Annotated in this window: 1 protein-coding gene; it reads right to left on the bottom strand. The window is 56.2% G+C overall.

The window, feature by feature from the left end:
- The coding region (locus tag Q4528_RS12730) for a hypothetical protein (protein WP_303521835.1) at positions 1 to 357 on the bottom strand (357 nt) is incomplete at its 3' end.
- Positions 358 to 413 lie beyond the last annotated feature (56 nt).

The following is a 413-nucleotide window of genomic DNA, read 5'->3' as shown; positions in this document are numbered from 1 at the left end:
GTCCTGATACGCGCCTGCAAAGCCGAGGCCCAACAGCAACGCGGTATCCATGTTTGTTTTGTTTGCCTTCAAAGACTCCGCGCTCGGAGCCAGGAACGCACCGTTCTGCGATTCCGGTTTCCAGAATACCTTGGTGCAGTCGCCACTCGCACTGCGTAACTTGTATCGCTCCCCCTCGATTTCCAGGTCTCCGGTAACTGACCACACTTTCTTTCCTCCCTGTGTGTTGGCAAACGAGGCAATCCGCATCTGGCCGTCGAGGTCTATCGACAGCTTCGTTATCTCTGTACCAGAGCTCAAACCGGCAAGGTAGTTTTCGAGCAGCGAATTCAGCTCCTCACCGCGGCGTTCAAGCATCGTGGCCGTAGGCATACCGTCCCGCGTAAAGACCTGCTCGGTAAGCGTGCTTGCAC

This window comes from Staphylococcus pasteuri, assembly GCF_030547725.1.
Taxonomy (GTDB): Bacteria; Bacillota; Bacilli; order Staphylococcales; family Staphylococcaceae; genus Staphylococcus; species Staphylococcus pasteuri.
This window is presented reverse-complemented; position numbering and strand designations above follow the sequence as displayed.